The organism is Mycobacterium asiaticum, assembly GCF_001673365.1.
GTDB lineage: Bacteria > Actinomycetota > Actinomycetes > Mycobacteriales > Mycobacteriaceae > Mycobacterium > Mycobacterium asiaticum_A.
Genome location: NZ_LZLS01000143.1, coordinates 1 through 23,109 on the forward strand (window position 1 = coordinate 1; position 23,109 = coordinate 23,109).

Consider the following 23,109-nt stretch of genomic DNA (forward strand, 5'->3'; position numbering starts at 1 on the left):
ACCTTTACGGCGACAGACGCAAAAAGAGCCAAACACCGAGTGATCTAGACCCAACCACCGCAACGCGGCAAAGTCACCATGACACTGAGACGCAAAAGCACCTTGGAGCCTGAGCTCCAAGGTGCTTCTGGGTACTTTTCGCGCTACTAGCCGCGGCGGCCGCAGACCGGCCAGGCGCCGATGCCCTGCGTACGCAGCACGTTCTCGGCTACCCGGATCTGCTCTTCGCGGCTGGCACCGGCAGCCGAGCCGGAGCCGCCGTTGGCACGCCAGGTGCCGGCGGTGAACTGCAGGCCACCGGAGTAGCCGTTGCCCGTGCTGATGCCCCAGTTACCACCGGACTCGCACTGGGCGATCGCGTCCCAGTTCACGCTGTACGCCTTGATCGGCGCAGGCGCGGGGACCTCGTCGACCGGAGGCGCGTCCGGGGCCGGCAGGTTCGGGTCGAAGCCCACAGGCTCGGGGGCGGGCGGCGCGTCGACAGGCGGCGCATCCAACGGCGGTGCGTCGGGTGCCGGCAGGTTCGGGTCGAAGCCCACGGGCTCGGGGGCCGGCGGCGCGTCGAACGGCGGCGCGTCGGGTGCCGGCAGGCCGGGGTCGAAGCCAGGTGCCACGTTCGGGTCCACGCCCGGGACATCCGCATGAGCGATGCCGGTGGTCGGCACGGTCACGAGCGTCCCTGTAATCGCGGCGACGATGAGCGTCTTGCGGACGTTCTTCAAAAGTGTTCCTTTCGTTGCGCGCGCGCTGAAACCAGCCCACAGATGTGGGTCGGGTGGTGATTGCTGCGATAAAGACGCTGAAATCGCTGGTTCAGGGCGTGCCGTCTCGTTTCGGCACGACAGCGGAGGGCTCTAGCTCCCGGTGCGGCGCTAACCGACACCCACGGGCGGCCTCGCATCGAGCGCCGTCCCGCACTCCGCTCACACGCGGGTCCGTGGATTCAATTTTTCATCTGTTTATTGCCGCCCGTAATGGGCTAATAGGGACCGTACGATAACAATTCGGATTCGTCATCTCCCCCGGACGCCTATATCTGTTCAATAACGCGCCGATCGCGGCAGCGCAGCCGAATAGTCCCCGCAGGTCAGCAGGCTATTTCAACTTCATACCGACCTCGCAGCACATTGGCAGTTCGTGAGCCTAATCACGCACTTTTTGTGAGCTGGACCACGGAATTTGTTATCTGACACGCGCGGAATTCCGCCGCCGCGATACCTATCGAGTGACTTGGCACACAGCTAGGTAAAGCCTTTCGCTGCAACACTTTCCGCACTGGTCGACGATTGGACTTGCGGCTCTGGCGCACCGGGCGCCCAGCCCTACAACATCTTTCGCGATCAGTCAATCGAACGCTTGCCGTCGGCACCGAATTATGCTGGTTACCAACAATTTTCGTGCCCGCAACTCCGGGCGCAGGTAGGGGATGGCACTTGCGTCGGGTGTCCAAACCGCGTAAGGCTACGCGCAATGCATTTCTGCTGGGCGACCACCGAATTCTCTGCGCGACAACGTAACTCGACCACCGCGGAACCCATCCCAGGAATGAACGAAGTTACCGCCGCAATCAATCACAAACCAATAAACCCAAACTGTTCCACAGCTGACAGAATGGCGAGCGCGGAGATATCGTCAGCGCGCGGGAAGGACCAATGCGCGCAGGTCGTCTGAGGTGTTGATGTTTGTCAGCGACCCGGAGTCCGGCAGCACGATCTGCTGCGCGTCCGATGCGTCGATCAACGCACTCATCCGGCGCGCCCCAGCGGCAACCAACCCGTCGATCCGGTCGGCGAGATCGGTCCGGTAGACCGCGGCCAGATAGTGGCTGCGGCCATCCCACGGCATGACAACTTCGGCGTGGGTCTCGACGGCGAGGCGAAGCAGTTCGTCGATCAAATCGGCTGTCAGCGAAGGCATGTCGACCGCTGAAACAAACGCATAGCGCGCCCCCGCCTCGGCGGCGGCGCGCAATCCACGCCCGGTCGCCGGGAGGGGGCCTAGCCCGCGCACCTCGTCGCGCAGAATGTGCGCCGACAGCGCGGGCAGCCGCTGCCCGGGGGCGGCGACCACATAGACCGGCGAACAACGCTGCGACAGCACGTCGACAACGTGTTCCACGAGCGTGCCGGTGCCGCCCGGTAGCGGCAGCGTCGCTTTGTCACGACCCATGCGGCGGGATTCGCCTCCAGCGACTACAACCCCGGCCAGTGAGTCAACCGATGCAACTTCGTCAGGCACCTGTGCCGCCACCTCAGTCCACGGTCCAGGTGTCACGCCCACGCAGCAGCGACTGCAGTGCGGCCTCGTCGGAGGCCGCCGAACTCTGAGCGGCCACCACCTGTGAGCGGGCCGCATCGTCATAGGTGGGTCGGCTGATGTCGCGGAAGATACCCATCACCATGTGGTCGAGGTTCTGATCCGACAATCGCGACAATGCGAAGGCATACGCCGAGTCGTCAGCGTGCGCGTCGTGCACCACAATCTCGTCTGCGGACACGTCGGCCGTCTTTGCCACGTCGAGGCCAAAGCCCGATTTCACCACGCAGTATTCACCGTTGGCACCGAAGACGATCGGCTCGCCGTGGCGCACGTTGATAACCCGCTCCTCGGCGCCCTCCTTGCGCAGCGCGTCGAAGGAGCCGTCGTTGAAAATTGGGCAGTCCTGCATGATTTCGACCAGAGCGGCACCGCGGTGTTGAGCCGCACCCCGCAGCACCTCGGACAGCCCGGCGCGATCGGAGTCCAGGGCGCGGCCGATGAAGGTCGCCTCGGCGCCCAGCGCCAGCGACACCGGGTTGAACGGGTGGTCCAGCGATCCCATCGGAGTCGACTTGGTGATCTTGCCGACCTCGGACGTCGGTGAGTATTGGCCCTTGGTCAGACCGTAGATCCGGTTGTTGAACAGCAGGATGGTGATATTCACGTTGCGGCGCAGCGCGTGGATCAAGTGGTTACCGCCGATGGACAACGCATCGCCGTCGCCGGTGACCACCCAGACCGACAGGTCCTCGCGGGACAGCGCCAGGCCAGTGGCAATCGCCGGTGCCCGTCCATGGATCGAGTGGAAGCCGTAGGTCTCCAGGTAGTACGGGAACCGGCTCGAGCAGCCGATACCGCTGATGAAGACGATGTTCTCGCGACGCAACCCGAGTTCGGGCAGGAAGTTGCGGATGGTGTTGAGGATGACGTAGTCACCGCATCCGGGGCACCAGCGCACCTCCTGGTCGCTGGTGAAATCCTTGCCTTTCTGCGGCTGATCTGTGGTGGGCACCCCGTCGTTCTTGGTCAATTTCGGGGTGACACCAAGGTCGGTGCCGATCACGCTGGTCATGCGCGCCGATCCTCCTCGTTGCTTTTCATCGTCGCCGACGGAGTCATGCGCTGGCTCCCGCTTCAACCGTCGCCGCCGACAACCGGGCGACCATCGCTTTATCTTGTTCGATATCGGCCAGCGTCCCGCCCAACGCGGCGCGGATGACGCGACCCACCTCGTCGGCCAGGAACGCCAGTCCATGCACCTTGCTCACCGATTGCACGTTGACCAGGTACTTCGCCCGCAACAGCATGGCCAGCTGCCCCAGGTTCATCTCCGGGCACACCACCTGCGGGTAGCGGCGCAGTACATCGCCCAGGTTGGGCGGGAACGGGTTGAGATAGCGCAGATGGGCGTGCGCGACCTTGATTCCTTTGCGCCGCGCGCGCCGGCAGGCTTCACCAATCGGGCCATAAGAACTACCCCACCCGATGAGCAGCAGTTCGGCATCGTTGGTCGGGTCATCGACGTCGAGATCCGGGACGCTGATGCCGTCGATCTTGGCCTGACGGATACGAACCATCAGGTCGTGGTTGACCGGTTCGTAGGAGATGGCGCCGGAGCCGTTGGCAGCTTCCAGACCTCCGATGCGGTGCTCCAGGCCAGGCGTGCCGGGTACCGCGAATTGGCGCGCCAGGGTCTCGGGATCGCGGGCGTAGGGCTGGAAGGGTTCGTCCGGCTTGGCGAACTTGTGCTTTATCGGCGTCAGCGTGCTGACGTCCGGGATGCGCCATGGCTCAGAACCATTGGCGATGGCGCCATCGGACAGCACGATGACCGGGGTGTGGTAGGACACCGCGATCCGCACCGCCTCGATTGCGGTTTCGAAGCAGTCCGACGGCGAGCGCGGCGCCACCACCGCAACCGGCGACTCACCGTTGCGGCCGAATAGCGCCTGCAGCAGGTCGGCCTGCTCGGTCTTGGTGGGCAGACCCGTCGACGGTCCGCCCCGCTGGACGTCGATGACCATCAGCGGCAATTCGGTCATCACGGCAAGCCCGAGCGCTTCGGACTTCAGCGAGATACCTGGTCCCGACGTACTGGTGACTCCCAGCGCACCGCCGTAGGAAGCGCCGATGGCCGAGCAAATGCCCCCGATCTCATCCTCGGCCTGGAAGGTGATGACGTTGAAGTTCTTGTGTTTGGACAGCTCGTGCAGGATGTCCGATGCCGGGGTGATCGGGTAACTGCCCAGCATGACCTGCTTGTCGGCTAGTCTTCCGGCCGCGACGATGCCATAGGCCATCGCGGTGTTCCCGGAAATTTGGCGGTACTCGCCGGCAGGCAGCGACGCCTTGGAGACCTCGTAGGTGGTGCCGAATGCCTCGGTGGTCTCGCCGTAGTTCCAGCCAGCCTTCAGCGCCAGCACGTTTGCCTCGGCGATGTCCGGTTTGCGGACGAACTTCTCCCTGATGAAGTTCTCGCTGGTCTGAATCGGGCGGCTGTACATCCACGACAGCAAGCCGAGCGCAAACATGTTCTTGGCGCGCTGGCCGTCCTTTTTGGTGGCACCGATTGGCTCGACGGCCCCGAGCGTCAGGGTGGTCATCGGCACGGCGTGAACGACGTACTCCTCGAGTTCGTCGGTCTCCAAGGGGTTGGTGACATAACCGACTTTGGTCAGGTTGCGCTTGGTGAATTCGTCGGAGTTGGCGATCACCATTCCGCCGCGTGGCAGATCACCGATGTTGGCTTTGAGCGCTGCGGGGTTCATGGCGACCAGAACGTCGGGTCGGTCCCCCGCGGTCAGGATGTCGTAGTCGGCAATCTGGATCTGGAAGGACGAGACGCCGGGCAGGGTTCCTGCTGGGGCACGGATCTCGGCGGGATAGTTGGGCTGGGTGGCCAGGTCGTTGCCGAAAATCGCGGCCTCTGAGGTGAACCGGTCACCCGTCAGCTGCATACCGTCGCCGGAGTCTCCCGCGAATCGGATAACGACATTTTCCAGGCGTTGCCGGCCGGACCTCTCGTGAGACTCTGCCGCGGCGCCATTGCCGTTCGGATCCACGTCTCCGCCTTCCAATCTGTATTCGGGCAGGCACTAGGCTGCAGCGTCAAGATTTCGCGCGCCGAAGTGCCTTCTCCGCTGTCACGTTTTTATGTCACTGGCGGTACCAATTATGACACTTCTCTAAGGGTCTATGGCCGACCGCGGACGCTCGTTACCGGCGAGTACGCAGGTAAAAGCCGAAGTCAGCGACGGGCGGGTGGGGACGGAAATAAAAACTGTGGCATTGGTCACTTTACCGGGCCGATACCTAAGAGAGGCCTTAACGAAACAGTGGCTGGGCCGTGCCAGGCAGATTTGTGAGTCGGACTTCTAAGACTCAGGCGGTCTTGTCGCGCCGTTCGGACCTCGACGGCTTGCGGGGCACGATCGTCGGCAGCACATTGTCCTGCACTGTCTCCTTGGTGACGACCACCTTGGCGACGTCGTCCCGGCTGGGGATGTCGTACATCACCGGCAGCAGGACTTCCTCCATGATGGCGCGCAGACCGCGAGCACCGGTGCCGCGGTGAATCGCCTGGTCCGCGATCGCTTCCAGCGCATCTTCTTCGAACTCGAGTTCCACGCCGTCCATCTCGAACAGTCGCGTGTACTGCTTGACCAGAGCGTTCTTCGGCTCGGACAGGATCTTGACCAGCGAATCCTTGTCCAGGTTGGTGACCGAGGCGACCACCGGCAGACGACCGATGAACTCGGGAATCAGGCCGAACTTGATCAGGTCCTCCGGCATTACTTCGGCGAAGTGATCGGTGGTGTCGATCTCGGCCTTCGAGCGCACCTCGGCGCCGAAGCCCAGGCCGCGCTTACCGACGCGCTCGTAGATGATCTTTTCCAGGCCCGCGAACGCACCCGCCACGATGAACAGCACGTTGGTGGTGTCGATCTGGATGAACTCCTGATGCGGGTGCTTGCGGCCGCCCTGCGGCGGGACCGAGGCCTGGGTGCCTTCCAGAATCTTCAGCAGCGCCTGCTGGACACCTTCGCCGGAGACGTCGCGGGTGATCGACGGGTTCTCGCTCTTGCGAGCGATCTTGTCCACCTCGTCGATGTAGATGATGCCGGTTTCGGCGCGCTTGACGTCGTAATCGGCGGCCTGGATCAGCTTGAGCAGAATGTTTTCGACGTCCTCACCGACGTAGCCGGCTTCCGTCAGCGCGGTGGCGTCCGCGATGGCGAACGGGACATTGAGCATCTTGGCCAAGGTTTGGGCCAGGTAGGTCTTGCCGCAGCCGGTGGGTCCAAGCATCAGGATGTTGGACTTGGTCAGCTCAACCGGCTCGTAGCGCGAGTCGCGGCCCTTCTCGCCGGCCTGGATTCGCTTGTAGTGGTTGTAGACGGCTACGGCCAGCGTGCGCTTGGCGGTGTCCTGCCCGATGACGTAACCCTCGAGGAAGTCCCGGATCTCGATCGGCTTGGGCAGCTCGTCGAGTTTCACGTCGTCGGCGTCGGCAAGTTCCTCTTCGATGATCTCGTTGCACAGGTCGATGCACTCATCACAGATGTACACACCGGGACCCGCAATGAGCTTCTTCACCTGCTTCTGGCTCTTCCCGCAGAACGAGCACTTCAGCAAGTCACCGCCGTCTCCGATGCGCGCCATGATGCTTCAGGGCCTACTTCCTGTGTTGCCGTACCTCTTGCTTGCCGCGTGTATCCCACGACGCTACCCGGTTGTTCCGGCCCGCCGCGACCGTTAACGCCGAATAGCTTCCTTGGTATCACTGGATGCGGGTGATTCTTGTGAATGCAACATATCGCTCGACGGCGTCCCTCACTCGTCGAGACGCGCAATAGGTTCCCTGGCGTGTCGCGGTTGTTACGCCAGACCAGCGGCAGAAAACGCAAAAGCACGCGTGCGTGCGCGTGCTTTTGCATCTGTTCGCCAGTCAGGCGTTCTGCGCGGAAAGCTTCCGGTACTCCAGAACGGTGTCAATAATCCCGTAGTCCTTGGCGTCCTCGGCGGTCAGGATCTTGTCCCGATCCGTGTCCTTGCGAATGACCGCGGCGTCCTTGCCGGTGTGGCGCGCCAGTGTCGTCTCCATCAGGGTGCGCATCCGCTCGATTTCGGCGGCCTGGATCTCCAGATCGGAGAACTGCCCCTGGATCACGCCGGACAGCGACGGCTGATGGATCAGCACCCGCGCGTTGGGCAACGCCATCCGCTTACCCGGCGTTCCGGCAGCCAGTAACACCGCCGCGGCCGAAGCGGCCTGACCCAGGCACACCGTCTGGATGTCGGCCCGCACGTATTGCATGGTGTCGTAGATCGCCATCAGGGAGGTGAAGCCACCACCGGGCGAGTTGATGTACATGGTGATGTCACGGTCGGGATCCAGCGACTCCAGCACCAGCAGCTGCGCCATGATGTCGTTGGCCGACGCGTCGTCGACCTGCACGCCGAGGAAGATGATGCGTTCCTCGAACAGCTTGTTGTACGGGTTGGATTCCTTGACGCCGAAGCTGGAGTGCTCGATGAACGACGGCAGGATGTAGCGCGCCTGCGGCTGGATATGAGAGTTCACTTTGCTTCTCCATTTGTGATGTGGGCGGCGCGGGTGATGATGTGGTCGACGAAGCCGTATTCGAGAGCTTCCTGCGCGGTGAACCACCGGTCGCGATCCGAATCCGCCTCGATCCGCTCGATCGGCTGGCCGGTGAACTCGGCGTTGAGCCGGAACATCTCCTTCTTGATGACCGCGAATTGTTCGGCCTGAATTGCGATGTCGGCCGCGCTCCCGGTCACGCCGCCCAGCGGCTGGTGCATCAGAATTCGGGCATGCGGCAGCGCGTACCGCTTACCTTTGGTGCCTGCCGCGAGCAGGAACTCCCCCATCGAGGCGGCCATGCCCATCGCGTAGGTGGCGATGTCGCAGGGCGCCAACACCATGGTGTCGTAGATCGCCATGCCGGCACTGATCGATCCGCCGGGAGAGTTGATGTAGAGGTTGATGTCCTTGTCACTGTCCTCGGCGGCCAGCAGCAGAATCTGCGCGCACAATCGGTTGGCGACCTCGTCATTCACCTCCGAACCCAGGAAGATGATGCGCTCGGACAGCAAGCGCTCATAGACGGAGTCCGTGAGATTAAGACCCAGCGAGTTCGAACGCATGTCAGTCACGACTCGGTTACCTGCTTTCTCGTTTTCCTTGTTGCACCGACACTAACCAACCCGACCCACCCTTTGACCACTCGAAAAGGGCGCGTTCGCTCACAGCGTCACGAGCTGGCTTCGCCGGCCTTCTCGGTCTCGGCTGTTTCGTCCTCATTTAGAACGGGGTCTAGACCCACGTCCGAGTCCTCGTCCTCGTGATCGTGGTCGTGGTCGTGGTCGTGGCCTTCGTGATCATGGTCATGCGCCGCGGAGCGCTTGCCGAAGAACTCGCTGGTGTCGATCGGGTTGCCTTCGCTGTCGGTGACGGTTGCCTTGTCGATCACCGCCGCAACGGCCAACCCGCGTCGCACGTCGGCAAACATCGCGGCCAACTGGTTGTTCTCTTGCAGGTACGCGAACAACTGCTGCGGCTCGATGCCGTACTGCCGAGACGTGAGCACCAGTCGTTCGGTCAGGTCTTCCTGGCCGACCTCGACGTTGAGCTCGTCAGCGATCGCGTCCAGCAGCAACTGACGCTTGACGTTGTTCTCGGCGGCAAGGCGCGCTTCGGCGTCGAACTCCGCGCGCGAGGAGCCCTGCTGCTCGAGCACCTCGGCGAACTTGGCCTGGTCCTGGTTCAGACCACTCATGGCAGCCTGCACGGTCTCTTCGATCTGGGACCGCACGATTGCGTCGGGTACCGGAACGTCGACCTGCTCGAGCAGGGCATCCAAAGCGGCGTTGCGGATCTGGTCGGCCTGCTGAGCTCGCTTGACGTTGCTCACCTGGTCGCGAAGGCTGGCGCGCAGTTCGTCGATGGTGTCGAACTCGCTTGCCAGCGCGGCGAAGTCGTCGTCAGGTTCGGGCAGTTCGCGTTCCTTGACCGACTTCACCGTGACGGTGACCTCGGCCTCCTGTCCGGCGTGGTCGCCGGTCGCCAACTTGGCGGTGAACACCTTGGACTCGTCGACGGAAAGCCCAACCAGGGCGTCGTCCAGGCCCGCGATCAATCGACCGGAGCCGACCTCGTGGGACAAACCCTCGGCCGCGGCATTTGGCACATCCTCACCGTCAACCGTCGCCGACAGATCGATCGAGACGAAGTCTCCGGTCTGGACAGGCCGGTCCGCGCCGATCAGCGTGCCGAATCGGGCCCGCAACGACTCCAGCTCGGCGTCGACCTCGTCGTCGCTGACCTCGATCGGGTCTACCGAGACGGTCAGTGCGTCCAGGTCAGGGATCTCCAGCTTGGGCCGAACGTCGACCTCGGCGAAGAACTGCAATTCCTCGCCGTACTCCTTTTTGGTCACCTGGATGTTGGGCCGGCCGATCGGTTGCACGTCGGAATCGGTAAGGGCCTGGCCGTAGCGGCTGGGCACCGCTTCCTCGATGACCTGCTCAAGCAGTGCCTCGCGGCCGAACCGCGCCTCGAGCAGCCGGGCCGGCGCCTTGCCCGGCCGGAAGCCGGGCAACCTGACCTGCTTGGCCAACTCTTTGTAGGCGCGCTGAAAATCCGGCTCAAGCTCGGTGAACGGCACCTCCACGTTGATGCGAACCCGGGTAGGGCTCAACTGCTTTACGGTGCTCTTCACGGCGTGCTCCTCGTTTGTGTCGTTCCTGCGTGCGCCAGTCGGGCTGGTCGGGGTGACAGGATTTGAACCTGCGGCCTTCCGCTCCCAAAGCGGATGCGCTACCAAGCTGCGCTACACCCCGCGCTGACCACGCGATCCTACGGCCCGACGGCGTCAGCTCCGCACCGACCTCCTGGGATCTGGCGGGGATCTGGTGAAGGCCCAGGCGCGCTCACAATGCGGTCACATGACTGCGTCGATTAGATTTGATCTCCGCCACCACGTATCGTCTGGCTCGACTAATACTCGCGGGCGTAGCTCAATGGTAGAGCCCTAGTCTTCCAAACTAGCTACGCGGGTTCGATTCCCGTCGCCCGCTCTGAGCTAACATTTTGCGTGACCAGAAAGGCGCCATGAGCGACCTCGAAGACGTCAGTATTCAAGGCTCATGCGCCCCGGACTTCGTCGGAGTTCGCGACGCGTTCGAGCGTAACTTTGCGCTGCGTCACGAGGTCGGCGCGGCGGTCGCGGTATGGGTCGACGGAAATTTGGTCGTCAACCTCTGGGGCGGTTCGGCCGACGCGGCCGGGAGGCGTCCCTGGCAAGAGGACACCCTGACCACCGTGCTCTCCGGCACCAAGGGACTCACCTCCACCTGCGTCCACCAACTCGTCGACCGGGGTGAGCTGGACCTGCATGCGCCGGTGGCCCGGTACTGGCCCGAATTCGGACAGGCCGGCAAGGAAGACATCACGCTGGCCATGGTCATGAGTCATCGGTCCGGTGTGATCGGGCCGCGCACCCGGGTGACCACCGAACAACTCTGCGACTGGGACTACGTCTGCAAGCACTTGGCCAGCGCCGAACCCTGGTGGAAGCCGGGCACCGCGCAGGGTTACCACATGACGACCTACGGCTTCATCATCGGCGAGGTGTTCCGCCGGGTCACCGGCCGCACCGTCGGCCAGTACCTGCGCAGCGAGATCGCCGAGCCGATCGGCGCCGACATCCACATCGGCCTGTCGCGCTTCGAGCAGCGTCGCTGCGCCGAGCGGGTGAATAAGCCGACCGGCCGCCAGCTGCTGGCCGACCTGCAGGCTCCCAGCGATCCGACCAGGCTGGATGAACACCCCAAGGCCGGGATGGCGATCTCGATGGGGTTTCTCGCCGACGATGATCTGGACACCGAGAACCTCGACTTGTGGCGCGAGTTGGAGTTCCCCGGCACCAACGGCCAGGTGTCCGCTCTGGGAATGGCGACGTTCTACAACGCCCTGGCCCAGGAAAAGTTGCTCAGCCGCGAGCACATGGACCTGGTCAGGGTGTGCCAGGGCGGGTTCGAGCCCGACCTGGTGCTGGGGCCCCGGGTCGCCGACCACGGCTGGGGCCTGGGCTACATGCTCAACCAGCGTTGCATCAACGGTCCCAATCCCCGGATGTTCGGCCACGGCGGCCTGGGCGGTTCCTTCGCGTTCGTCGACCTCGAACACCGGATCGGCTACGGGTACGTGTCCAACCGCTTCGATGCCAGCAAGGCCAACGCCGACCCGCGCAGTGTCGCCTTGAGCAACGAGGTCTACCGAACGCTCGGGGTGGCCATCAGCTAACCCCGACTAACCCCGCCTAACCCCATCCCGCCGAGAGTGCATTTCTCGACAGCTGCGCGGCTCAGGCTCAAGTGATCGCTGCAACACCTTGCCGAAGGTTTTGGTGCTGCATGAGTTACTAGACGGGTTTTCGGGGGCGGGGCAGGGCAGGTTGGGCTGGGCAGGGCTGGGCCGGGGAGCCGTCAGGTTTGGCAGGTCGGGCACCAGAACACGTTGCGTCCCTCCAGCACCGCGGTGTGCACCGTCTCCCCGCACACCCGGCACGGATCGCCGGCGCGCCGGTACACGTAGGTACGGGGCCGACCGGGTGCGTACGAGGGTGCGCCGTGGTCGTGCTCGGGACGGACCACGACGATCTTGCCGCGCCGCAACCCGACCTTCATCAGCGCCAGCAGATCGGTCCACATCGCGTCGAATTCGGCCTCGGAGATCTTCTGGCCACTGCGGTACGGGTCGATACCGTGGCGAAACAACAACTCGTTGCGATAGACGTTGCCGACTCCGGCGATAACGGTCTGATCCATCAGCAGTGCACCAATAGCCTTGCGCGACTTGGTGATTCTCGACCATGGCCGAGTGGGCTCGGCGTCGGCGCGCAGCGGGTCGGGACCGAGTCGGGCGACGACGTCGTCGACCTGGCTGACGTCGATCAACTCACACACCGTGGGGCCGCGCAGATCGGTGCCGTACCCGGACCCGACCATGCGCATCCGCACCTGTCCCACCGGCTCAGGGGGAAGCTCGCCCTCGGGCAGTTCCCATTCGGTGAAGCTGCCGTACAACCCCAGGTGCACATGCACGACGGCACCGCCGTCGTAGTGGTGGAACAGATGCTTGCCCCAGGCGCTGGCGCGGCGCAGCACCTTGCCGTTGACCGCGGCCGCATCGGTAAAGCGACCTTGCGGGCTGGACACCACCACGGGAGCGCCCGCGAAGCGGCGCTGGTGCAGCCGGGCCAGCCGGTGCAATGTGTGGCCTTCGGGCACCCGTCGTTAACCTCCGGGCACCGGCGGTGCTTCGTGGGTCCGTTCGTAGTCGGCGAGAATGTCGATACGACGTTGGTGGCGTTCGACATTGGACCAGGGGGTGGACAGGAAGGCGTCGACGATCGCCAGTGCCTCTTGCGCCGAGTGCATGCGCCCGCCGATGCCGATCAACTGCGCATTGTTGTGTTGGCGCGCCAACGATGCGGTCTCGACACTCCACGCCAAGCCGCAGCGCGCACCGGGCACCTTGTTGGCGGCGATCTGCTCACCATTGCCCGAGCCGCCGAGCACGATGCCCAGGCTGTCCGGGTCGGCGACCGTGCGGGCTGCGGCGGCGATGCAGAACGCCGGGTAGTCGTCCTCGGCGTCGTAGTTGAAAGCGCCGCAGTCGATTGGTTCGTGTCCGGTTTTCTTCAGGTGCTCAATGATCAGTTGTTTGAGCTCGTAGCCGGCATGATCGGCACCCAGGTAGACGCGCATGGAAGCACATTGTGCATTAGACCGCTCAGTCGAACTGAGGAGACTCCGTGCGACTCCGCTTGAGTTCGAAAAAGTGCGGGTAGGACGCGAACGTCACCGAGGCATCCCAGAGCTTGCCGGCCTCTTCACCGCGCGGGATCTTCGAGAGCACCGGCCCGAAGAACGCCACCCCGTTGACGTGGATGGTCGGAGTGCCGACGTCGAGTCCCACCGCGTCCATGCCGGCGTGGTGGCTCTCGCGCAGGGCCTCGTCGTAGTCAGTGCTGTTCGCGGCCTCGGCCAGTTCAGCCGGCAGGCCCGCGTCGGCCAACGCCAGTTTGACGACCTCGTCGAGATCCTTGTTGCCCTCGTTGTGAATCCGGGTTCCCATGGCCGTGTAGAGCGGCTCCAGCACCTTGGCACCGTGTGCCTGTTCGGCGGCGATCGCGACCCGCACCGGTCCCCATGCTCGCTTCATGTTTTCGCGGTACTGCTCGGGCAGGTCGTCCCGATTCTCGTTGAGCACCGCCAAACTCATGACGTGCCAGCGCACCTCGATGTCGCGAACCTTCTCCACCTCGAGGATCCAGCGTGAGGTGATCCAGCACCAGGGACACAACGGATCGAACCAAAATCCGGCTTCGGCTTTCTCGGCGGCTTTCTCGGCGGCTTTCTCGGCCATCACGGGGTCCTCTCCTCGACACACAAGACAGTGCGCTCAGACACAACCGTAATCGCGCCCGCTGTGTTCCCGCCGACCTGCCGGTCGCATGCCGAGCCGATATGTTGGAGCCCGTGGCCCTTCCCAACCTCACCCGGGACCAGGCGGTCGAACGCGCCGCGCTGCTCACCGTGCACAGCTACCGGATCAACCTCGACATCACCGACGGTTCTGGCAATCCGGGCGAACGCAACTTCCGCTCCACCACCACGGTGGTCTTCGACGCGCTCGCCGGCGCCGACACGGTCATCGACATCGCCGCCGACATCATTCACAGCGCCAGCCTCAACGGTGTGGAGATCGACGTCTCCGGCTACGACGAGTCGACGGGGATCACGCTGCAGGGATTGGCCGATCGCAACGTCGTCGTGGTCGATGCCGACTGCCGCTACTCCAACACGGGCGAGGGTCTGCATCGCTTCGTCGACCCCGTGGACGACGAGACCTACCTGTACTCGCAATTCGAAACCGCCGACGCCAAGCGGATGTTCGCCTGTTTCGACCAGCCCGACCTCAAGGCCACCTTCGATATCCAGGTGACTGCACCCGCACACTGGCAGGTGGTGTCCAACGGCGCCCCCGTTTCGGTGAAAGACGGCGTGCACACGTTCGCCACCACCCCGCGGATGAGCACCTACCTGGTGGCGTTGATCGCCGGCCCGTATGCCGTCTGGAACGACACTTACGGCGACGAACACGGGGAAATCCCGTTGGGCATTTACTGCCGGGCTTCGCTGGCGCCGCACATGGATTCTGAGCGGTTGTTCACCGAGACGAAGCAGGGTTTCGCGTTCTACCACAAGAACTTTGGCCTGCCGTATGCGTTCGGTAAGTACGACCAACTGTTCGTACCCGAATTCAACGCCGGCGCAATGGAAAACGCCGGCGCGGTGACGTTCCTGGAGGACTACGTCTTCCGTAGCAAGGTCACCCGGGCGTCCTATGAGCGACGCGCCGAGACCGTGCTGCACGAGATGGCGCACATGTGGTTTGGCGACCTGGTCACCATGACGTGGTGGGATGACTTGTGGCTCAACGAATCCTTCGCCACGTTCGCCTCGGTGCTGTGCCAGGCAGAGGCAACCGAATACAGCGAAGCGTGGACAACCTTTGCCACCGTTGAGAAGTCGTGGGCCTACCGTCAGGACCAGTTGCCGTCGACCCACCCGATCGCGGCGGATATCCCCGACCTGCACGCAGTCGAGGTCAACTTCGACGGGATCACCTACGCCAAAGGCGCCTCGGTGCTGAAGCAACTGGTCGCTTACGTGGGTTTGGATCATTTCCTGGCCGGACTGCGGGACTACTTCGAAACCCACGCCTTCGGCAACGCCACGTTCAGCGATCTGCTCTCCGCCCTGGAGAAAGCGTCCGGTCGTGACCTGTCGAATTGGGGTCAGCAATGGCTGAGAACTACCGGGCTCAACACGTTGCGCGCGGACTTCGATATCGATGATGAAGGTGCGTTCACCCGGTTCGCGGTGACCCAAAGCGGCGCCGCGCCCGGCAAAGGCGAGACGCGGGTGCACCGGGTAGCCATCGGCATCTATGACGACGACGGTTCTTCCAAGCTGGTGCGGGTCCACCGGGAAGAGTTGGACATCGACGGCCAGAGCACCGAAGTTCCTGCGCTGGTTGGTGTTTCGCGTGGCAAGCTGGTGCTGGTCAACGACGACGATCTGACCTATTGCGCGCTGCGGTTGGATGCGGACTCGCTACAGACCGCGCTGACCCGGATCGCCGACATCGCCGAGCCGCTGCCGCGGTCGTTGGTGTGGTCGGCGGCGTGGGAGATGACGCGGGAGGCCGAACTGCGCGCCCGCGATTTCGTGGCGCTGGTGTTGGGTGGGATCCAGGTCGAGACCGAGGTGACGGTGTTGCAGCGGTTGCTGCTGCAGGCGCAGACCGCGGTGGGTTCCTACGCCGAGCGGGGCTGGGCGCGTGAGCAGGGTTGGCCTCAACTGGCCGATCGGCTGCTGGAGTTGGCACGCAACGCCGAACCCGGTTCCGACCACCAGCTGGCCTTCGTCAATGCGCTGTGCACGTCGGTGCTGTCACCCCAACACGTGCAGGTGCTGTCCGCCCTGCTCGACGGCGACCCTGCCGAACAGGGATTGGCCGGGTTGGATATCGACACCGATTTGCGCTGGCGGGTGGTGATCGCCTTGGCCACCGCGGGCGCCATCGACGCTGACGGACCGGAGTCACTGCGGATCGATACCGAGGTGGCCAACGACCCGACGGCCGCCGGCAAGCGGCACGGCGCACAAGCGTCGGCGGCGCGACCGCAACTCGCGGTCAAGGAGGAAGCGTTCACCAGGGTCGTCGAGGACGACACGTTGGCTAACGCACTCAGCCGAGCGATCATCGGGGGCATCGGCGCGCCCGGACAAGCCGAGTTGCTCAAGCCGTTCACCGCACGGTACTTCGAGGCGATTCCCGGAGTCTGGGAGCGGCGCAGCAGCGAGGTCGCGCAATCGGTGGTGATCGGCCTGTACCCGCATAGCGATATCAGCGAGGATGCCATCGCGGCTGCCGACAGGTTCCTGTCGGATCCCGATGTGCCGCCGTCGCTGCGGCGACTGGTGCTAGAAGGTCAGGCCGGCATCAAGCGGTCGCTACGCGCACAACATTTCGACGGCAGCGCCTAGTCGCTTGCCGGCCCGGCCAAACCCCGGCCATACCCGGCCAGCCCGATGCTCACGCCGGATTACCGGTAGCCGCCGTCACTGAGACCGGCCTGCTGCTCGAGCCGGTTTGTTCTGCGAAAGATCAACTCGCGCAACAACTCCCAGCAATAGGAACGGAGCATACCCAGGTAACCGAGCGAGGCCCACTGCGCGCTGTGCCGCTCCTCGTGATGCAGCAGCCGGGCCAACGCGAGCCCGTCCCCGGCCCTTACGATGCGACGCAGCACGGCAGCGGGGTCGGCCACGCGGCCGGTGTTGACCATGAAAATGTCGCCCCAAGTCGTGCCGCCGCGCTGCGCGAACAGACGCTGCAGCCAGTTGCCGCCGGCACCCATCAGAATCCCGTATGGCGTCGTCATCAACCGTCCGCCGTTGCGGTGAACAAACCGGACGTCCCGGTCGTAGCTCCAACCATTCGCCCGCTGGCGGTTGATGATTCGCGTGACCTCGGCAGTGGAGTAGGCGGTCTCGAGGAAGTCGTTGACCACTCCGGGCCGTTTCCCCGCCTCGGTGTAGTCGGTGCCCGCATTGAGCACATAGGTCAGCAGCGCCGCGCGGCGTACGTGGTCGGCGCTGGTTCCGACCGGAATGAGGAAGAAAGACTTCCCGTGCGAGTCGGTGATTTGCTCGAACGTATCGAGCAGACTCAGCGCCGCGGCGTCGATGCCGTGGTGTTCGGCGATGTCGACGACGACGCCCGGCTCAATATCGCGACGCGCGGCGTTGTGCAACCACCGTCGATAATGATCCACCGTGCAGGTGTGGCGCTGATGGGCCCAGCTAGGCCGGCGAGATCCCCGCGCTGAGCACCCGAATTGCGCTGACCAGACCATCGATCAGGTGGCCCTGCTCGAATGCCGACGAAGCGGCGGCGACCCCAAGCGGAGCCGCCGACTCAGCCCCGCGGCCGCGCACCTGCGAGCCGTAGACGACCTCGATTGCCGACTGATCCGGCGAGACGGCAAGCAGCACCGCATTGTTCGGCGTCGGGACCTTGGCCAGAATCTCACGGGCCCGCGCAGCCGTGTCGCTGCCGAGGTCACCCAGGTAGACGGCGAACCGCGCCCTGGATGCGCGCGAGGCGTACTTCAGCGCATCGTCCACGGCGACGAGATCGTTGATCGGGAATGGGTACCGCACCGAGAGCTCACCGGGCTCGGTGACACCGGAAATCCGTCCGCTCGTGGTGAGCACCCAACCCTTTGGCAGGTCGGCAGGTTCGACCGTCGCGACTTCACCATGTGCCACTTGCGCCACCTCCGACCGTGAATTCTGACCCGTGGCCGCCGTGTGCACCGCCGACAGCCTCATCGGTGGCAGCCCACAGTATCGGCTCATGTGTCCACTTCTGGGACAGGTCGTAGGTCGCCGGGTGTGGCCCCTTGCGGGTCAGATAAATCAACCCGAGGACGATCAACAACCCCAACGGGATCCCGACCAGGTATAGGTGCATCTCCATTGAGCTCACGACGCAAACCGTATCCCACCGGACCGAGAAAATCTTTAGGCGGCGCCCTCACCGAGGTATCGCGCCCAGGACGGATCGAGTTCCTTCACCGTCGAGAGCAGTCGCCAGTGCTGCCCGGTCGGCGGCAGCGGCGCCCGCCGCAACGTCCAACCGAGCTCGGCCAAAAGTCGGTCGCCTTTGCGATGGTTGCACGTCGAGCAGCACGCGACGCAGTTCTCCCACGAGTGGTCGCCGCCGCGGCTGCGGGGCACCACGTGGTCGACGGTGTCGGCCTTAGCTCCGCAGTAGGCGCAGCAGAACCGGTCGCGGTGCATCAGAGCGGCGCGCGTCATCGGCACCCGAGCTCGGTAGGGCACCCGCACATAGGCGCGCAGCTGGATGACCGAGGGCACCGCGATCGACCGGGTCGCGGAATGAATGACCGTCCCGGCGGGGTCGTCGTGCACCACGTCGGCCTTGCCGCAGATCAGCATCACAATGGCACGTCGCATCGGCAGCGCGGTGAGCGGCTCGTAGGTGGAGTTCAGCAGCAACACCCGTCGGCGACTCCAGATCGAAGCGGCCTCGGAGCGGGTGGGGGGATGTGAATCGACACTGTGCAGACATGACGCGGTCGCGGGCCCGACTCCGTTTGCCGCGGCACCGGAACTGCGGTGGCTGCGGCGTTTGTTGCGCTGCGCCATAAATCCTCCGCCGACAGTCCACCACGATTTGCTGCCAATCGCACGACAATTCCTTCAGCCACGCCGTGTCGAGACGGTGAACAGCTGGAGCGTTCGCGGCCCAAATCGTGAGTGGCCCACAGGTGGCCCACAATGGACTGCGATGGATCAAACAACAGAGTCTTTCTACGACGCCGTTGGCGGCGCCGACACCTTCGAGGCAATCGTGGGGCGCTTCTACGAGCAGGTCGCCGAGGACGAGATACTGCGCCCCCTCTATCCCGAGGAGGACTTGCGCGGGGCCGAGGAACGCCTGCGCATGTTCCTCGAGCAGTACTGGGGCGGCCCCCGCACCTATTCGGATCGGCGCGGACACCCGCGGTTGCGGATGCGGCACGTGCCGTTCCGAATCACGCCGATCGAGCGGGACGCCTGGTTGCGCTGCATGCACACCGCGGTCGCCTCGATCGACTCGCAGACTCTGGACGACGAGCACCGCCGTCAGTTGCTCCAATACCTGGAAATGGCCGCCCATTCTCTAGTCAACTCCGCCTTTTGATGGGCGGCGAAGCATCGTGGTGGCAGTCCGCGGTGTTCTATCAGGTCTATCCGCGGTCATTTGCCGACAGCGACGGCGACGGCGTCGGTGACCTCGACGGCCTGGCCGACCGCTTGGACCATCTCAAAGACCTTGGGGTAGATGGCATTTGGCTCAACCCGGTCACCGTCTCGCCGATGGCCGACCACGGTTACGACGTCTCGGACCCCCGCGATATCGACCCGTTGTTCGGCGGCATGGCCGCCTTTGAGCGGCTGGTTACCGCGGCGCACGCCCGCGGCATCAAGGTCACGATGGACGTGGTACCCAACCACTCGAGCTCCAAGCATCCGTGGTTTCAGGCGGCATTGGCCGCCGGTCCTGGCAGCGAAGCACGAGATCGATACTTCTTTCGCGACGGCCGCGGTCCTCGCGGAGCGTTGCCACCTAACAACTGGGAGTCGGTGTTCGGCGGTCCAGCCTGGACCCGGGCGACTGAGCCGAACGGCAAACCAGGCCAGTGGTATCTGCACCTCTTCGATTCCGAGCAGCCGGATTTGAACTGGGACAACCCGGAAATTTTCGACGATTTCGAAAAGACGCTGCGATTCTGGTTGGAACGCGGTGTGGACGGCTTCCGCATCGACGTCGCGCACGGCATGGCCAAGCCGCCTGGCTTGCCGGACGCACCGCAAGTGGGCAGCGAGATTCTGCGTCACACCGATGACGATCCGCGGTTCAACCGACCTAACGTGCACGCCATCCACCGCGACATCCGCGCTGTCATGGATGACTACCCGCAAGCCGTGACCGTCGGCGAAGTATGGGTGCACGACAACGCGCAATGGGCGCAGTACGTGCGACCCGACGAACTGCACCTCGGCTTCAACTTCCGGCTCACTCGCACCGAGTTCGACGCGACCGAAATCCACCAGGCGGTGCAGAACTCACTGGACGCCGCGGCGTTGCAGAACGCGACCCCGACCTGGACCCTGGCCAACCACGATGTGGGCCGCGAGGTCACCCGATATGGCGGCGGCGAGATCGGGCTGCGCCGGGCAAAGGCGATGGCGATGCTGATGCTGGCCCTTCCCGGCGCGGTGTTCATCTACAACGGCCAAGAGCTGGGTCTGCCCGACGTCGATCTGCCCGACGAGGTGCTGCAGGACCCGACTTGGGAACGCTCGGGGCACGCCGAACGCGGCCGGGACCGATGCCGGGTCCCGTTGCCCTGGTCGGGCGATGCTCCCCCGTTCGGCTTTTCCACCAACGCCGACACCTGGCTGCCGATGCCTGCCGACTGGGCGCCGCTGACGGTCGAAAAGCAGGCTGCGGATCCCGGCTCCATGTTGTCGTTCTTCCAGCGGGCACTCGAATTGCGCAGGGGGCGTAGCGAATTCGCGGGACACCAGATTGACTGGCTGACGGTGCCGAGCGGCGCACTGGCTTTTCGCCGTCGCGGCGGCGGACTGGTGTGCGTGCTGAACGCGGGCACGGGGCCGATGGCGCTGCCGTCCGACGAGCTGTTGCTGGCAAGTGCGCCTGTGTCGAACGGCCAATTACCCGCTGACAGCGCAGCCTGGCTGGTTTGAGCCCTATAAATCTATACGGAGCACGTGCTCTTGGAGCGTATGCTCCGGTGCAAAACATTCGCTGGCGACTGACAGGCTGGTCGCCCGCACGCACGGGAGCATCGAATGTCGTATGTGATCGCATCGCCAGACTGGGTGGCAGCGGCCGCAGCCGATTTGGACGACATCGAGTCTGCGATTACCGCAGCAAATTGGACAGTGGCGTCTTCGACAACCCGAGTACTGGCGGCGGCCGGCGATGAGGTATCGGCGGCCATCGCGGCCCTGTTCAGCGCGCACGGCCTGAGTTATCAGGCGCTCAGTGCGGAGGCGGCGGCGTTTCATGCCCAATTCACTGGCACCTTGGCGGCGGGCGCGAATTCCTACACCACCGCCGAGTCAACGAGCATCGAGCAACTGCTGCTGGGCGTGGTCAACGCGCCAACCGAGTCGCTGCTCGGACGCCCACTGATTGGCGACGGCACCGACGGAGCCCCGGGTACTGGTCAAGCCGGCGGCGACGCGACCGGGATGTTGTGGGGCAACGGTGGAAAAGGCGGATCGGGGGCGCCCGGGCAGGCCGGCGGCAGGGGCGGCAATGCCGCCCTGTTCGGTAACGGTGGCGCGGGTGGGGCCGGTGGGATCGGCCTCGCGGGCACGGCAGGCGCGGCCGGCGCGCAAGGCGGCACGGGCGGTATCGGTGGCGCCGGCGGGGCCGGCGGTGCCGGCGGAATCCTGTGGGGCAACGGCGGCGTCGGCGGCGATGGCGGGATGGGCGGCGTCGGCGGTACCGGTGGAACCGGCGCAGACGGCGCGCCCGGAGAGGGCCGCAGCAACGGCGGCGTTGGCGGCACCGGCGCCGACGGTGGTCAAGGCGGCACGGGCGGCCAGGGCGGTGAACGTGGAGATGGCGGCCGTGCCGGGGGACTATTCGGCGGCTCAGCAGGCAGCCACGGCGTCGGCGGCATCGGCGGTGCCGGCGGCGACGGAGGCACCGGCGGGGCCGGCGGCCTCGGCGCTGACGGGGTTGGCGCCGGCAACGGAGCCGACGCCTATGGCGGCAAGGGCGGTCAAGGCGGCACCGGCGGGGCCGCCGGACTGGGTGGTACCGGCGGGACCGGCGCCGACGCAGGCGCCGCGGGCACCGGTGGTACCGGCGGTCAAGGCGGCATCGGCGGCAGGGGTAGCGACGGCACCAACGCCCAACCCAACGCTGCGGCCGGGACCGGCTATATGGGCGGCTTCGGCGGAAACGGCGGTAACGGCGGCGCCGGCAACGGTGGGACAAACGGCAGCGGCGGCAGCGGGGGCATGGGCGGTACCGGTGGTAACGGCGGAGCAGGACTCGACACCGGTCCTGGCTCGGGAACCGGAGGTCAGGGCGGCCAGGGCGGCACCGGCGGGCTCGGCGGCGCAGCGGGCTCAGGCGGCGCGGGCGGTGTCGCCGGTGACAGCGGCACCGGCGGTACCGGCGGTAAGGGCGGCACCGGTCGTATCGGCGGCGAGGGCGGCGCCGGCGGCTTTTCGTATAGCTACGGAACCGCAAATGCGACCGGCGGCAAGGGCGGAGTCGGCGGCACGGGCACCGTCGAAGCCGGCGGTCAGGGCGGAACAGGTGGTGGTGCGAGTACCTACGGAAGTGGAAACGCCGTCGGGGGCGGCGGCGGCCTCGGCGGCAGCGGCGCGGCGGGCAGCGGCCGCGGCGGGACCGGCGGATACGGATATGCCGAGGGCACCGGAAATGTGACCGGAGGGGCCGGGGCGCCCGGCATCAGCGGTGGCACGACCCAGGACGGGGGCGCTGGCGGTGACGGCGGCGGTGCAGGTGTCTTCAATGTGACTTCCACTGGGACCGTGACCGGCGGCGCCGCCGGAGCTGGCGGCGACGGGATCACCGGCGGGCAGGGCGGAAAGGGCGGTACGACCTACAACTACGGCCTGGGATTAACCCACGCTGCCGATGGCGGCAGCGGCGGCGGCGGCACTACCGGAAACGGTGGAAGGGGCGGCGCCGGCGGTGACGTGGTCGTTCCCGAGGAACAGGCGGCCGACGCCTTCGGTGGACGCGGAGGGGCCGGTGGTGCCAGCACCTCTGGTGCGGGCGGCGACGGCGGCGTGGGCGGCGGTGGGTACAACTACGGGCCCGGCGACGCTTTCGGGGGCCGCGGCGGTAAGGGCGGCAGCGGTTACACCGCTGGCGGCACCGGCGGCGATGGCGGCGAGGCAAGAATTCTGAATGCCACGTCGACGGGAATCGCCACCGGCGGCAATGGCGGTGACGGTGGCAACGGCACGGGTCCTGCCAGCAACGGCGGCAGCGGCGGCAAGGGTGGCGCTGGCGACGTCACCGGGGAACCCGGTTCCACAGGAAGCCCGTAGCGTCGTTTCGCGTTTTGTCGTGCGCTGCTCTATATCTGATGCATG

Annotated in this window: 19 protein-coding genes, 2 tRNA genes and 1 pseudogene; 6 read left to right on the forward strand and 16 right to left on the reverse strand. The window is 65.1% G+C overall.

Annotation, left to right across the window (positions count from 1 at the left end; translation table 11 throughout):
• Positions 1 to 146: 146 nt before the first annotated feature.
• The 9 genes and pseudogenes from A5634_RS15170 to A5634_RS15210 form a co-directional block, all read right to left on the reverse strand.
• Positions 147 to 722 carry a transglycosylase family protein gene (locus tag A5634_RS15170; protein ID WP_065144870.1) on the reverse strand — a complete coding sequence of 192 codons (576 nt, stop codon included), beginning with the start codon at positions 720 to 722 and terminating at the stop codon, positions 147 to 149.
• A gap of 910 nt (positions 723 to 1,632) precedes the next feature.
• Entirely contained in the window at positions 1,633 to 2,250 is a 618-nt protein-coding gene (mobA, locus tag A5634_RS15175; protein ID WP_437339979.1) for a molybdenum cofactor guanylyltransferase, read from the reverse strand.
• Between the two features lies 1 nt (position 2,251).
• The gene (locus A5634_RS15180) at positions 2,252 to 3,331 is read right to left on the reverse strand and encodes a 2-oxoacid:ferredoxin oxidoreductase subunit beta (RefSeq protein WP_065144872.1); all 1,080 of its coding nucleotides are present in this window, start codon (positions 3,329 to 3,331) and stop codon (positions 2,252 to 2,254) included.
• Positions 3,332 to 3,374: 43 nt separating this feature from the next.
• The gene (locus tag A5634_RS15185) at positions 3,375 to 5,321 is read right to left on the reverse strand and encodes a 2-oxoacid:acceptor oxidoreductase subunit alpha (RefSeq protein WP_155769560.1); all 1,947 of its coding nucleotides are present in this window, start codon (positions 5,319 to 5,321) and stop codon (positions 3,375 to 3,377) included.
• Positions 5,322 to 5,640: 319 nt separating this feature from the next.
• The gene (gene clpX / locus A5634_RS15190) at positions 5,641 to 6,921 is read right to left on the reverse strand and encodes an ATP-dependent Clp protease ATP-binding subunit ClpX (RefSeq protein ID WP_065144874.1); all 1,281 of its coding nucleotides are present in this window, start codon (positions 6,919 to 6,921) and stop codon (positions 5,641 to 5,643) included.
• A gap of 286 nt (positions 6,922 to 7,207) precedes the next feature.
• Entirely contained in the window at positions 7,208 to 7,843 is a 636-nt protein-coding gene (clpP2, locus tag A5634_RS15195) for an ATP-dependent CLP protease proteolytic subunit ClpP2 (RefSeq protein ID WP_065144875.1), read from the reverse strand.
• Positions 7,840 to 8,445 (reverse strand): annotated as a pseudogene (locus A5634_RS15200) (ATP-dependent Clp protease proteolytic subunit); the annotation flags it as partial. The gene clpP2 and the pseudogene A5634_RS15200, both read right to left, overlap by 4 nt.
• 92 nt (positions 8,446 to 8,537) lie before the next feature.
• On the reverse strand, positions 8,538 to 10,004 hold the full coding sequence (gene tig, locus A5634_RS15205) for a trigger factor (protein ID WP_081290449.1): 1,467 nt from the start codon (positions 10,002 to 10,004) through the stop codon (positions 8,538 to 8,540).
• Positions 10,005 to 10,048: 44 nt separating this feature from the next.
• Positions 10,049 to 10,125 (reverse strand) — tRNA-Pro (locus tag A5634_RS15210).
• 166 nt (positions 10,126 to 10,291) lie between these two features.
• Here A5634_RS15210 and A5634_RS15215 point away from each other — a divergent pair.
• Both A5634_RS15215 and A5634_RS15220 read left to right on the forward strand, forming a co-directional pair.
• A tRNA-Gly gene (locus tag A5634_RS15215) sits at positions 10,292 to 10,362 on the forward strand.
• Positions 10,363 to 10,396: 34 nt separating this feature from the next.
• Positions 10,397 to 11,590: a serine hydrolase domain-containing protein gene (locus A5634_RS15220; protein ID WP_065144877.1), complete on the forward strand. Its 1,194-nt coding sequence runs from the start codon at positions 10,397 to 10,399 to the stop codon at positions 11,588 to 11,590.
• A 182-nt stretch (positions 11,591 to 11,772) separates the two neighbouring features.
• On the opposite strand, the gene A5634_RS15225 is transcribed toward A5634_RS15220, so the two are convergent.
• From A5634_RS15225 to A5634_RS15235, 3 genes are read right to left on the reverse strand one after another with little or no spacing between them, the layout of a single operon-like run.
• Positions 11,773 to 12,576: an Fpg/Nei family DNA glycosylase gene (locus A5634_RS15225; protein WP_065144878.1), complete on the reverse strand. Its 804-nt coding sequence runs from the start codon at positions 12,574 to 12,576 to the stop codon at positions 11,773 to 11,775.
• Positions 12,577 to 12,582: 6 nt separating this feature from the next.
• Positions 12,583 to 13,056, reverse strand: a complete 474-nt coding sequence (locus A5634_RS15230) for a ribose-5-phosphate isomerase (protein ID WP_065144879.1) — start codon at positions 13,054 to 13,056, stop codon at positions 12,583 to 12,585.
• A gap of 25 nt (positions 13,057 to 13,081) precedes the next feature.
• A complete protein-coding gene (locus tag A5634_RS15235; protein ID WP_065144880.1) occupies positions 13,082 to 13,717 on the reverse strand; it encodes an Rv2466c family mycothiol-dependent reductase in 636 nt (211 codons plus the stop codon).
• Positions 13,718 to 13,830: 113 nt separating this feature from the next.
• Between A5634_RS15235 and pepN the strand changes: the two genes are divergently transcribed.
• Entirely contained in the window at positions 13,831 to 16,407 is a 2,577-nt protein-coding gene (gene pepN, locus A5634_RS15240; protein ID WP_065144901.1) for an aminopeptidase N, read from the forward strand.
• Between the two features lie 59 nt (positions 16,408 to 16,466).
• Here pepN and A5634_RS15245 read toward each other — a convergent pair whose 3' ends face one another.
• The 4 genes from A5634_RS15245 to A5634_RS15260 are packed head-to-tail and all read right to left on the reverse strand — an operon-like array spanning position 16,467 to position 18,597.
• On the reverse strand, positions 16,467 to 17,198 hold the full coding sequence (locus A5634_RS15245) for a hypothetical protein (protein ID WP_065144881.1): 732 nt from the start codon (positions 17,196 to 17,198) through the stop codon (positions 16,467 to 16,469).
• Positions 17,199 to 17,226: 28 nt separating this feature from the next.
• Positions 17,227 to 17,694: a DUF5130 domain-containing protein gene (locus A5634_RS15250; protein ID WP_065144902.1), complete on the reverse strand. Its 468-nt coding sequence runs from the start codon at positions 17,692 to 17,694 to the stop codon at positions 17,227 to 17,229.
• On the reverse strand, positions 17,681 to 17,905 hold the full coding sequence (gene ctaJ / locus A5634_RS15255) for an aa3-type cytochrome oxidase subunit CtaJ (protein WP_065144882.1): 225 nt from the start codon (positions 17,903 to 17,905) through the stop codon (positions 17,681 to 17,683). Before ctaJ ends, A5634_RS15250 begins: the two co-directional genes overlap by 14 nt.
• Before the next feature lie 44 nt (positions 17,906 to 17,949).
• Complete coding sequence (locus A5634_RS15260) at positions 17,950 to 18,597, reverse strand: HNH endonuclease (RefSeq protein ID WP_065144883.1); 648 nt, start codon at positions 18,595 to 18,597, stop codon at positions 17,950 to 17,952.
• 142 nt (positions 18,598 to 18,739) lie between these two features.
• On the opposite strand from A5634_RS15260, the gene A5634_RS15265 reads away from it, so the two are divergent.
• The 3 genes from A5634_RS15265 to A5634_RS29955 all read left to right on the forward strand — a co-directional run bounded on the left by A5634_RS15265 (position 18,740) and on the right by A5634_RS29955 (position 23,064).
• Positions 18,740 to 19,135 carry a globin gene (locus A5634_RS15265; RefSeq protein ID WP_065144884.1) on the forward strand — a complete coding sequence of 132 codons (396 nt, stop codon included), beginning with the start codon at positions 18,740 to 18,742 and terminating at the stop codon, positions 19,133 to 19,135.
• Positions 19,135 to 20,706, forward strand: coding sequence for a glycoside hydrolase family 13 protein (locus tag A5634_RS15270; RefSeq protein WP_065144885.1), 1,572 nt, complete (start codon positions 19,135 to 19,137; stop codon positions 20,704 to 20,706). Before A5634_RS15265 ends, A5634_RS15270 begins: the two co-directional genes overlap by 1 nt.
• A gap of 105 nt (positions 20,707 to 20,811) precedes the next feature.
• The gene (locus tag A5634_RS29955; RefSeq protein ID WP_065144886.1) at positions 20,812 to 23,064 is read left to right on the forward strand and encodes a PE family protein; all 2,253 of its coding nucleotides are present in this window, start codon (positions 20,812 to 20,814) and stop codon (positions 23,062 to 23,064) included.
• The last annotated feature ends 45 nt before the right edge of the window (positions 23,065 to 23,109 follow it).